An 11326-nucleotide genomic window follows, 5' to 3' on the forward strand; every position below is an offset into this window, starting at 1 on the left:
CCGCGTGCCAGCGGATCGATCTAGGCGATCGCTCCCCGCTCTGCGAAACGTGACCACCCTCTCCGGCCGACCGCGCCGAGCCCGGCGGGGACGGGCTCGGCGATCAGGAAGGTCGAGCCGAACGATCGATCCGCGTGCCAGCGGATCGATCTAGGCGATCGCTCCCCGCTCTGCGAAACGTGACCACCCTCTCCGGCCGACCGCGCCGAGCCCGGCGGGGACGGGCTCGAAGGAAGATCAGCCGAGGCTCGCGACCCACTCCGAGCTGCCGTCGACGAAGGACTGCTCCTTCCAGATCGGCACCGACGCCTTGATGTCGTCGACCAGTGCCGCGCAGGCTTCGAAGGCCGCCGCGCGGTGGGCCGAGGCCACGGCGCAGGCGAGGGCGAGGTCGCCGACCACGAGGTCGCCGACCCGGTGCACGGCGGCGATCCGGACGTCGGGCCAGCGCTCGGCGATGCGGCGGGCGGAGGCGAGGAGTGCGGCGGGGGCGTCCGGGTGCGCCTCGTAGGACAGCCGGAGCACGCCGCGGCCCTCGTCGTGGTCGCGGACGACGCCCGCGAAGGTCACGACGGCGCCGTGCGTCGGGGAGTCGACCGCCTGCTCGCACTCGTCGACGGTGATGGCCTCGGCCGCGAGCCGGGCGAGGGCGACCGGCTCAGCGGGCATGGTCGCCGCCTCCGAGCTGATCGAGGAGGTGCCCGATCACCGGGTCGAGCACGTCGATCCCGTCGCGGACGCCGCCGGGGGAGCCGGGGAGGTTCACCACGACGGTGCGGCCGCTGACGCCGGCGAGCCCGCGGCTGAGCACGGCGGTCGGGACGTGGGCGGCGCCCTTGGCGCGCACCGCCTCGGCGAGGCCGGGCAGGGGCCGCTCCAGGAGGGGGGCGGTCTGCTCCGGGGTGACGTCGCTCGGGGCGACGCCCGTCCCGCCGGTGGTCACGACGACGTCGACTCCGCTGCCGATCGCGTCGGCGATCGCCTCGCCCACCGCGTCGCCGTCGGCCACGACGACCACCCGCGACTCCCAGCCGCGGGTGGTGAACCAGGCCTCCAGCGCCGGTCCCGTCCGGTCCTCGTACACGCCGGAGGCGGCACGGGTGGAGGCGACGACCGCCACCGCCCGCCGCGTCACGGGGTTCCTCCGCTCGTCCACGAGCCGCTCCTCCCGCCCGCCTTCGCGAGCACACGTATACCGGTGATCGCGGCACCGCGATCGACCGCCTTGATCATGTCGTAGACCGTGAGAGCGGCCACGCTGACCGCGGTCAGCGCCTCCATCTCGACGCCGGTGCGCCCGGTCGTGCGCACGCGCGCCTCGATCCGGACGCGGCCGTCCTGCGGCTCGAGGTCCACGTCGACGCCGTCCAGCGCCAGCGGGTGGCAGAGCGGGATGAGGGTCGAGGTCGCCTTCGCGCCGAGGATCCCGGCGATCCGCGCGACGCCGAGCGCTTCGCCCTTGGGCAGCTCGCCCTGCTCGAGGAGCCGCACCACCTCGGGTGAGGTCTCGACGTAGCCCTCGGCGACGGCGGTGCGCGCCGTGACCTCCTTCGCGCTCACATCGACCATGTGCACGGCTCCGTCGCCGCGCACATGGGTGAGCCGATCGCTCTCAGTCATCGATCCTCCAGATCTCGACCGTGTCGCCGGTCGCTGCGTGGTCCGTCCCGACGGGGACGTGGATGAGCACGGTGGAGCGGGCGTAGGACGCCAGCAGGTGCGAGCCGGGCCCGCCCACCGGGTGCACGAAGCCCTCGTCGTCGAGGACTCCGCGGCGGATCTGGTGCAGGTGCGCGGGCGAATCGAGCGCCGTGCCGAGGCGCGCACGGAGACGCGGCCGCTCGGCGGGCGTCCGTCCCGCGAGCGAGCGCAGCACGGGCCGGAGGAACACCTCGAACGAGACCAGGGCGCTCACCGGGTTCCCGGGAAGCGAGACGACCGGCAGGTGCAGCCCCTCGGCCACGCGCACGAGACCGAGGCCCTGCGGGCCGCCCGGCTGCATCTCGACGTGGCCGAACTCCGAGCCCGCCGGGCCGAGCGCGTCGCGGACGACCTCGTAGGCGCCCGCGCTGACACCGCCGACCGTGATCACCAGGTCGGCCGCGCCCGCGTGCTCCTCGAGCAGCGACAGGAGGTCCTCGGCCCGATCGCTCGTGCAGGCGGCGACGACGGGCAGCGCGCCCGCCTCGCGGACGGCCTCGGCCAGCAGGGCGCCGTTCGCGTCGTGGATCTGCGCCTCCTCGAGGACGGCGCCTGCGGGACGGATCTCGTTGCCGGTGGGGACGACGAGCACCCGGAGTCGCGGCAGCACCTCCGCCTCGGTCAACCCGAGGGAGGCGAGGAGTCCGTAGTGGGCCGCGCGGAGGACCGTGCCGGCCGGGAGGGCGAGCTCGCCGCGGCGGGCGTCGCTGCCCCGGGCGCGGACGAAGGTCGCCGGCACCACCGGATGCGCGAAGGCGACGCTGCCCGCCGCGGGGAAGCGCGGAGGATCGACGCGCTCGACCGGGACGACGGCGTCGGCCCCCTCCGGCAGCGGCGAGCCGGTCATGATCGGTGTCGCCGTGCCGGGCTCGTGCCGCGGCGCCCGGTCGCCCGCCGGGATCGGCGCCGAGACGGGCAGGGCGACGGGATGCTCCGGCGCCGCCGCGTCGAGGTCGGCCGCCCGCACCGCGAAGCCGTCCATCTGCGAGTTGTCGAAGCGCGGCAGGTCGAGCGGGGAGTCGACGGAGCGGGCGAGGACCCGCCGGTCGTACGCGCCCGGATCGGCGGCGACGGCGGCCGGCTCCAGGCTCAGCGTCTCGCGGGCGCCCCGCGTGGCCAGCGGCGCGAGCAGCGCCCGCACCCGGGCGGCGTGCAGGTCGATCGAGGTCATCGTGTCCTCTCGCGAGCGGCGGAGCCCGACCGGCGGCGGGACCGAGTCCATCTTGCCGGGTCGCGCCCGGTTCCGCGGCGTAGTGTGAGCGGATGAGCACAGCACTGGGGATCCCGGGCTTCCGGCCCCGACAGCGCAGCGCGGTCCTCCCGGCCGACCGCCCCGCCACCCCGCTCCTCCTGGACACCTACGGGCGCGTCGCGGACGATCTGCGGATCTCGCTGACGGACAAGTGCAATCTGCGCTGCACCTACTGCATGCCGGCGGAGGGCCTGCCGTTCCAGCCGCCCGCGTCCCTGCTCAGCCGTGAGGAGATCCTCCGCCTCGCGCGCATCGCCGTGGAGCAGTTCGGCGTCCGCCAGATCCGCTTCACCGGCGGCGAGCCGCTCCTGCGCAAGGACCTCGTCGACATCATCCGCGACGTCGCCTCCCTCGACCCGCGCCCCGAGATCTCGCTCACCACGAACGCGATCGGCCTGTCCGGTCGGGCGGCGGCGCTCGCCGACGCCGGCCTGAACCGCGTCAACGTCTCGCTCGACTCGATCTGCGCCGAGACCTTCGCGAAGGTCACCCGTCGCCCGTTCCTCGACCGCGTGCTCGCGGGCATCGACGCGCTCGGTCCCGCCGGCCTGGACCAGACCAAGATCAACGCGGTGCTCCTGCCCGGGATCAACGACCACGAGGCCCCGGAGCTGCTCGCCTGGGCCCTCGCGGGAGGCCACCAGCTCCGCTTCATCGAGCAGATGGCGCTCGACGCCGACCACGGCTGGGACCGCGCGACCATGATCACCGCCGCGGACATCCGGGCGCTGCTCTCGGAGCGCTTCTCGCTCAGCCCGCACGCGGCCCCCCGTGACGGCGCCCCCGCCGAGCTCTTCGACGTCCGCGAGGCCGGGGGGTCCGAGGTGCTCGGCCAGGTGGGGATCATCGCGTCCGTCACCGAGAACTTCTGCGACGACTGCCGCCGCACCCGGCTCACCGCCGAGGGAGGTGTCCGCAGCTGCCTCTTCTCGAACGAGGAGACGGACCTGCTCGGCCCGATGCGCGCGGGCGCGGACGACCACGAGGTCGCCCAGCTCTGGCGCGGGGCGATGTGGGCCAAGCCCGCGGGACACGAGATGAACCGGGCGGGCTTCGTGCAGCCCGAGCGCACGATGAGCGCGATCGGCGGATGAGCATGCGGGTCCGCTACTTCGCGGCGGCCAAGGCCGCCCTCGGCCGTGGTTCCGACGAGCTCGACGAGGTGCCCGACCTGGGCGCTCTCGAGGAGAGACTCGTCGCCTCCGCGCCCTCGGCCGCCGACGTGCTCGCACGGTGCACCTACCTGGTCGACGGCGTGTCGACCGCGAACAGGGCCACGCCGCTGCGTCCCGATGCCGCGGTCGACGTCCTGCCGCCGTTCGCCGGCGGCTGACCCCGAAGAGCGCTCCGTGACGAGCCGTCCTCGTCCGGACCGGTGCGTCCGATCCGCGCGGTCCGCAGCAGGTGCGTCCGCGCTTCTGGAGGACGCTGCATCCCGAGGACGGACTGGTCCTGTCCCGCCGCACAGGGACCCGCGGGACGCCTCCCTCGGACCCGCGTGCGGCGGGGCAGGACCGGATCAGCGGCCGATCCCGTGCGTCACGGGCACAGGACGTTGGTCATCGTGTCGAGCACGTTGCGGTTCTGCACGTCGAGGAATCCGAACGCCGAGGAGACTCCGGTGGCGACCAGCACGCCGCTGACGAAGGCCCGGCCGTCCCGGGTCACGTAGGCGTCCGGCGCGAAGATGGTGGCGTCGGAGGGCACACCGGAGGCGACGCGGATCTGCGGCTGCGTCCTGTCCGCGAACGCGCCGTACCGGACGAGAGCGCCGTTCTGGATCACGTCCACGACGTCACGGTTCTGTCGATCGCGGTAGGCGTCGGCACTGGTCACCCCGGTGGCGACCAGGATGCTGCTGTTGAAGAGGCGCCCGTCCGGCGTCAGGTGGTAGGAGGGCGCCAAGGCCGTCGATCCTGCCGGAACGTTCCTGGCGTAGACCTGGTTCTTCGTGGAGGAGATGTAGCGGACGAGCTCCGAGCCGACGATCACGTCGATGACGTCGTTGTTGCTCTGGTCGCGGAAGGAGTCCGCGCTCGTCACTCCGGTGGTCACGAGGGCTCCGCCGGCGCGCCGCAGCTCGCCGTTCGGTGTGACGTAGAAGGCGGGCGCATGGACCGTCGATCCGGCCGGCACGCCGCTCCCGATGGCCTTCGGCGCGGCCTCTCCGGTGACGAAGCGGTAGAAGACGCCGTCGACGACGAAGTCGGCGACGTCGCGGTTCTGCTCGTCGCGGAAGCCCTGGACGCTGGTGACGCCGCGCGCGATCCGCCCCCCGCCGTGATAGAGCTCGCCCGACTCCGTCAGGTAGTACCGGGGTCCGACGGTCTTGGCTCCCGAGGGCACGTTGCCGTTCGACTCCGTCGTCGTCCGTCCGCCGTCGGTGACGTACCGGACGGCGGTCCCCGTGGTCGCGGTGGTGCTCGCGGTCGCCGTCGCGCCCGCGGCGCCGGAGACGGCGGAGAGGGTGATGCCGTTCTGCGCCACGTTCCCGGCCGTGACCGGGATGCTCACGCGTCCGTCCGCGCCGGTCGTCGCCCTGACGGTCTGCGCGCCGCCGCTGGTCAGGCCGGCGGGGAGAGTGATGGTGACCGTGTCGCCGGCAGCGGGAGCGCCGTTGGTCGTGGCGAGGACGGAGACCGTTCTCGTGGTGCAGGCGGGGAAGGAGTACGCCGGGGCGTCGAAGGCGAGGGTGAGGCCGGTGGACGCGGCGGCCGCGGGGGTCGCGACCGCCGCGGCGACGACGGGGACGGACCAGGCCGCACCCGACATGATCGTCCGCCGGGCGGGCCCCCCGCCGGTCGAGTCGATCCGCGGTGGGAGGGAGCGCGAGTGCGCTGCCGTCGGGTCCAGGGCGTTGGTGTCCGTCATGGTGTTCCTTTTCTTTCTTTCGTGCGAGGGGTGGTGGACGCGCCGATCCTGCCGAACGTCCGGCCTCCGGTCGACGCGGAACGGGCCGCGACGAGGTTCCATGCCCGACCGTGGACGTTCCGTCGCGCCGCCGGACCGGGGGAGCCGCGCAGGCCGCCTCCTCGCCGGGAGCCCGTCCGGCGCGGGGGACGCGGCGGCGCACGTCAGCCCGCGTCGTCGATCCGGCGGAGGGTCCGCTGCATGTGGATCCGCGAGCTGAAGCCGGCCGACCGCGCCACGCGGTCCAGGTCCGTCGCCGCCCGCGGGCCGAGCTCGTCGAGGAGGCGCTGCGCCTCGAAGGCCCGCGCGCGCTCGATCCGCTGACGAGGGGTGGTGCCGGCGGCCGAGAACGCCCGGTGCAGGTGGCTGACCGACACGCCGAGACTCTCCGCGAGCGTCTCCACCGTGAAGGAGCGGTCGCGGTAGTGCCGCTCGATCAGGCGCGTGCCGTTCGCGTACACGGCGGCGGGGGACCGGTCCTCCCGGTCGGAGGAGGGCAGCAGCGCCGAGAAGGCCGAGGCCAGGAGGTGCTCGCTCGCGATCTCGAAGTGCTCGAAGGCCGCGTCCGAGGGCTCGACGCCGAAAGTGAGGACAGTGTTCGCCGCACCGGTGAGTGCGCGCCAGTAGGCCTCGGGGAGGGCGAGGACCCGGTCCGTGAGCGAGGCGAACTCGCTCGCGCGGAGCACCGAGGGGCGCAGCTGCCACTCGAAGCGCGCCCACGGACTGAGCGCCGCCGCGTACTGCACCGTCGAGGCGCGGGTCACGAGAGCGCTGCCGGCCGGGAGCCGGTGGTCGCGGCCCCGGGCGGAGAGGCGGCCGGTCCCGTCGAGGCTGAAGAGCACGCGGAGCCTTCCGGGATGGGGGAGGACCTCGAACTCCCCGGTCTGCAGCCAGGCGCGGCTGAGGCTGAGGCGCGGCGAGACGATCGCGTCGCAGACGGCACCTCGCGGCAGGGGGCGCCGCGGAATCCAGCCGAGCCGACGCAGCCGCCTCTCGGCGGGACTCCAGACCTCGGGCATCACGCCTCCGCGCCGGGGTCGAGCGGGTCGGGAGGATCGAGCAGCGCCGCCTGCCGCGCGGAGTGCGGTGAAGGCGTCGGCATGGGTGCTCTCCTCGGAACGGTGGCCGCGAGCACGCCACCGCCGATCAGCTTCGGACACTGCTCCGCCCTGATCCGCGGAGAAGGACGGATCCTCTCCGCTGCGAGCACCGAACATCCCGGGTCGCCGATCGGCAGGGCGCTGGGTGCGCCTCACCCGACCCGTTCCGCGGCGCACGCGGCCGCGGCACGGGTCACCGCTCCCGCCACGACGCCATCCCGCCGTCGAGCGAGTCGGACGCCACGCCCGCCGCCGCCGCGCGCTCCGCCGCGAGACGCGATCGGACCCCGGAGGCGCAGTGCAGCACGAGCGGACCGGCCGGCAGAGCGACGGGGTCGAAGCGCGACATCGGCATCCGCACGGCACCGGGCACCGCGACGGTCCGGTCCTCGTCGTCCTCGCGGAGGTCGACGACGGTCGGGGGCGTCGGCCCGGCCAGCCGCTCCCGCAGCTCGGCCGCCGTGATCGAGCCCGCCGCGGCCCGCCGCTCCGGGACCGGCGGCACCCGCCGCTCGAGTGGGAGCTCGGCCCAGGAGGAGTCGAGGGCGTCGTGCACGAGGACGCGACCGAACAGCGGCTCGCCCGCCCCGGTCACGAGCTTCACGACCTCGGCCGCCATGGCCGAGCCGATCAGCGCGCAGAGCGCGCCCAGCACGCCCACCGTCGAGCAGCTGTCGCCCGCGTCCTCGGCCTCGGGGTGCAGCGCGCGCAGGGTCACCCCTCCGCCCGGAGCGCCGGCCCAGAAGGTCGAGAGCTGCCCGTCGAAGCCGAGTGCCGATCCCCACACGTGCGGGATCCCGGCGCGCGTCGTCGCGTCCGAGGCGAGGTAGCGCGCGCCGAAGGTGTCGAAGCCGTCGACCACGACGTCCCAGCCCGCCACCAGGGCGTCGACGTTGGCCGAGGTCAGCGACACCGGGAAGGCCCGGGCGTCGATGCCGGGGGAGAGCCGCCGCGCGGTCGCCGCCGCCGACTCCGCCTTCGACCGGCCCACCGAGGAGTCGTCGTGCGCCGTCTGCCGCGCCAGGTTCGAGAGCTCGACGACATCGCCGTCCACGATGCCGAGCCGCCCGATCCCGGCCGCGGCGAGCGCCGTGATCACCGGCGAGCCGATGCCGCCCGCGCCGAGGATCAGCACGCGCGCGTTCCGGAGGCGCCGCTGTCCGAGCTCCCCGAGGGGCGCCAGGCGGATCTGCCGGGCGAACCGCTCGCGCTCGGCGGCGGTCAGCGGCGGTCCGGGCTCGACGAGCGGGGTCATGAGAGCTCCTTCCTCCACTGGCCCTCGTGGGCGACGGGGGTGAAGCCGACGGCCTCGTTCACGGCGAGCATCGGTCGGTTCTCCTCGGCGTTCCAGGTGTAGACGGCCCGGCAGTCCGGGGCGGTCCCCACCGCATCGCCGATCGCGGTCAGGGCGAGGAAGTCTCTCCAGCCGTCGGCGCCCACGGCCTCGGGGATCGCGAGCTCGCGGATCCGGAGCGCCGGGTCGGGGGTGCGGTTCACCACCCCAGTGTGCACGTCCCGGCGCCCGCGGCGGCCTCCTGCGCCTGTTCCGGTGCGGGATCGCGGCGGTCCGTCGGCCGGTCGGGGCTCCGCCTCCCGGCCCGGCCGCGGCCGTCGGCTACCGTGGAGGCGTTGTGGACGGGAGCGAGGCGGCCGGGTGTACCTGAAGAGCCTGACCCTCAAGGGGTTCAAGTCCTTCGCTCAGCCGACCACGTTCGCCTTCGAGCCGGGGGTCACCTGCGTCGTCGGCCCCAACGGCTCGGGCAAGAGCAACGTCGTCGACGCGCTCGCCTGGGTGATGGGGGAGCAGGGGGCGAAGACGCTCCGCGGCGGCAAGATGGAGGACGTCATCTTCGCGGGCACCTCCACCCGCGGACCCCTCGGCCGCGCCGAGGTCGCGCTCACCATCGACAACTCGGACGGCGCCCTGCCGATCGAGTACACCGAGGTGACGATCACCCGGACCCTCTTCCGCAACGGCGGCAGCGAGTACGCGATCAACGGACGCGGCTGCCGGCTGCTCGACGTGCAGGAGCTGCTGAGCGACTCCGGTCTCGGGCGCGAGATGCACGTCATCGTGGGGCAGGGACAGCTCGACGCCGTGCTGCACGCGACCCCCGAGGAGCGGCGCGGGTTCATCGAGGAGGCCGCCGGGATCCTCAAGCACCGACGCCGCAAGGAGAAGACGCTCCGCAAGCTCGAGGCGATGCAGGCGAACCTGACCCGCCTCTCCGACCTCGCGGGCGAGATCCGGCGCCAGCTCAAGCCCCTCGGGCGCCAGGCCGAGGTCGCACGGCAGGCTCAGACGATCGCCGCCGTGGTGCGCGACGCCCGGGCGCGCCTGCTCGCCGACGACGTGGTCGAGCTCCGGACCGCTCTGGACGGCTTCGCCCGCACCGAGAGCGAGCGGCACAGCGAGCGGGTGGTCCTGCAGCAGCGGCTCGAGCAGGCGACGCTCCGGCGAGCGCGGATCGAGGCGGAGGTGGTCGGCGACGCGGTCGACGACGCCCGGCGCACCTCGTTCGAGCTGGAGTCGGTGCAGGAGCGGCTGCGCAACCTCTCGGCCCTCGCCGGGCAGCGGCTCGCGATGCTCGAGCTCGAGTCCGAGCAGCCGCAGATCCAGCCGCGCGTGACGCCGGCGCAGGTGGAGGAGGCGCGGGTCGAGTTGGAGCGCCTGCGGCAGGCCGTCCTCGACGCGGAGACGGCGTGGGTCCAGGCGCAGCGCACGACCGTCGCCGCCCGCTCCGCCCTCGACGCGGTCGACGAGGAGATCGCCGCGCAGGCGGCCCTCGTCTCGCGCTACGACCTCGAGCTCTCCACCCTCTCGGGGCAGGCCGACACCGCCGCCTCCCGTCTCGCGTCCGTCCGGGGCGAGGTCCTGCGCGCGCAGAACACCCTCGACGCGGCCGACCGGCGGAAGGAGGCGGCGCGGCGGGCGCTCGACGCTCTGGAGGCCGAGCTGGACGACGCGGGCCGTGGCCCCGACGGCGGCCTCGACGAGGGCTACGAGCTCGCCCAGTCCGCGGTCTCGGCCGCCGAGGCCGGAATCGAGCGGCTGCGCGAGGAGCTGCACGCCCTGGAGCGCGAGCGCGAGGCGCTGGCCGCCCGCACGGGTGCCCTGTCGCTGGCCCTCGACGTCTCGGACGGCTCGGCCGAGCTGATCGCCGCCCGGATCGAGGGGGTGCGCGGCCGGGTCGCCGAGCGGATCCAGGTGCGGCCGGGCTCCGAGGCCGCGATCGCCGCCGCCCTCGGCGCGGTCGCCGACGCCGTGCTGGTCGAGTCGACCACCCGGGCCGACGCGGCTCTGGACGCCGCGCTGGAGCGCGACCTCGGACGCGTCGAGCTGCTGGTCGCCGACGCCGCCCGGCCGTACGTCGCTCTCACCGTTCCCGAGGGGGCGGAACGCGCGGGCGACCTCGTCTCGGCGCCGGCCGGGGTCCTCTCGCTCCTCGAGCGCGTGCTCGTGGTCGAGGACCTCGCCGCGGCGCGGCGCCTGAGGGAGCGCATCGATCCGGGCACCGTCCTGGTCACCCGCGACGGCGCGACCGTCTCCGACGCCGTGCAGAGCGCCGGCTCCGGCGGGCAGCGCAGCCGGATCGAGCTCGTCTCCGAGCGCGACTCCGCCGCCGCCCGGCTGGAGGAGGTCGAGGGCGGGATCGACCGGCTCCGCTTCGAACTCGCCGAGCAGACCGGAGCGCTCCGCGGCGCGAAGGAGCAGGCCGCGAGCGCGCTCTCGGCCCTCCGCGAGCACGACGCCGCCCGTGCCGCCCACACCGAGCGGCTCGGCGGCGTGCGCGCCCAGCTCGAGGCGGCCACCGCCGAGCACGGCCGGGGCTCGAGGGCGCTGGCCGTCGCCTCGGACCGGGTCGGCGACGCCGAGCGCGCGGCCCAGGAGGCGAGGTCGGCGCTCGACGCCGCGCGCGCCAGGCCCCGGCCGGTGCTCGACGCGAGCGCGCGCGACGGTCTGCAGCGCGACGTCGACACCGCACGCGAGCGCGAGATCGAGGCGCGGCTCGGCGTCGAGACCGCCAAGGAGCGGGTGCGGGCGGAGCAGTCCCGCGGGGAGGCGCTGGCCCGCCAGCTGGCCGCCGACCGCGCCGCCGCCGACGAGGCCGCGCGCCGCGCCGTGATCCGCCGTCGCCAGCGCGACGCGGCGGCCGAGGTGACCGCCGCGCTCCCCGCCGTCCTCGCCTCCGTCGACCGCTCCGTCCAGCAGGCCCGGGCCGAGCTCGTCGCGGCCGAGGCGGCGCGCTCGCAGCAGAACGCCGAGCTGCAGGGGCTCCGCCGCGAGGAGGGGAGCGTGCGCGACCGGCTCCAGTCCGTCACCGAGAGCGTCCACGGCCTCGAGCTGCAGATCTACGAGAAG

Annotated in this window: 11 protein-coding genes; 3 read left to right on the forward strand and 8 right to left on the reverse strand. The window is 75.0% G+C overall.

Annotation, left to right across the window (positions count from 1 at the left end; translation table 11 throughout):
- Positions 1–237: 237 nt before the first annotated feature.
- Genes C5C74_RS15810 through glp form a run of 4 tightly spaced genes read right to left on the reverse strand, consistent with a single transcriptional unit; the run spans position 238 to position 2872 of the window.
- Entirely contained in the window at positions 238–669 is a 432-nt protein-coding gene (locus C5C74_RS15810) for a molybdenum cofactor biosynthesis protein MoaE (protein ID WP_104226891.1), read from the reverse strand.
- Entirely contained in the window at positions 659–1156 is a 498-nt protein-coding gene (locus tag C5C74_RS15815) for a molybdenum cofactor biosynthesis protein B (RefSeq protein WP_244229433.1), read from the reverse strand. Before C5C74_RS15815 ends, C5C74_RS15810 begins: the two co-directional genes overlap by 11 nt.
- Positions 1132–1620 (reverse strand): cyclic pyranopterin monophosphate synthase MoaC, encoded by a 489-nt coding sequence (gene moaC, locus C5C74_RS15820; RefSeq protein ID WP_104232482.1) that lies wholly within the window; start codon positions 1618–1620, stop codon positions 1132–1134. Before moaC ends, C5C74_RS15815 begins: the two co-directional genes overlap by 25 nt.
- A complete protein-coding gene (gene glp / locus C5C74_RS15825) occupies positions 1613–2872 on the reverse strand; it encodes a gephyrin-like molybdotransferase Glp (protein WP_104351870.1) in 1260 nt (419 codons plus the stop codon). The genes moaC and glp overlap by 8 nt, the downstream gene beginning before the upstream one ends.
- 92 nt (positions 2873–2964) lie before the next feature.
- Here glp and moaA point away from each other — a divergent pair, with 92 nt between their 5' ends.
- Positions 2965–4047 (forward strand): GTP 3',8-cyclase MoaA, encoded by a 1083-nt coding sequence (gene moaA, locus C5C74_RS15830; RefSeq protein WP_104226889.1) that lies wholly within the window; start codon positions 2965–2967, stop codon positions 4045–4047.
- The gene (locus tag C5C74_RS15835; protein WP_104247637.1) at positions 4044–4286 is read left to right on the forward strand and encodes a MoaD/ThiS family protein; all 243 of its coding nucleotides are present in this window, start codon (positions 4044–4046) and stop codon (positions 4284–4286) included. The genes moaA and C5C74_RS15835 overlap by 4 nt, the downstream gene beginning before the upstream one ends.
- Positions 4287–4492: 206 nt before the next feature.
- On the opposite strand, the gene C5C74_RS15840 is transcribed toward C5C74_RS15835, so the two are convergent.
- From C5C74_RS15840 to C5C74_RS17995, 4 genes are all read right to left on the reverse strand, one after another.
- A complete protein-coding gene (locus tag C5C74_RS15840; RefSeq protein ID WP_104226888.1) occupies positions 4493–5824 on the reverse strand; it encodes a hypothetical protein in 1332 nt (443 codons plus the stop codon).
- Positions 5825–6027: 203 nt separating this feature from the next.
- On the reverse strand, positions 6028–6882 hold the full coding sequence (locus C5C74_RS15845) for an AraC family transcriptional regulator (protein ID WP_104226887.1): 855 nt from the start codon (positions 6880–6882) through the stop codon (positions 6028–6030).
- A gap of 274 nt (positions 6883–7156) precedes the next feature.
- Positions 7157–8218 carry a ThiF family adenylyltransferase gene (locus C5C74_RS15850; RefSeq protein ID WP_104226886.1) on the reverse strand — a complete coding sequence of 354 codons (1062 nt, stop codon included), beginning with the start codon at positions 8216–8218 and terminating at the stop codon, positions 7157–7159.
- On the reverse strand, positions 8215–8460 hold the full coding sequence (locus tag C5C74_RS17995; RefSeq protein ID WP_181134721.1) for a hypothetical protein: 246 nt from the start codon (positions 8458–8460) through the stop codon (positions 8215–8217). The genes C5C74_RS15850 and C5C74_RS17995 overlap by 4 nt, the downstream gene beginning before the upstream one ends.
- A gap of 157 nt (positions 8461–8617) precedes the next feature.
- Here C5C74_RS17995 and C5C74_RS15860 point away from each other — a divergent pair.
- Positions 8618–11326: AAA family ATPase (locus C5C74_RS15860; RefSeq protein ID WP_104351869.1), on the forward strand; the 2709-nt coding region annotated here is incomplete at its 3' end.

Source organism: Rathayibacter sp. AY1E8, assembly GCF_002931415.1.
In the GTDB taxonomy this organism is placed as follows: Bacteria; Actinomycetota; Actinomycetes; order Actinomycetales; family Microbacteriaceae; genus Rathayibacter.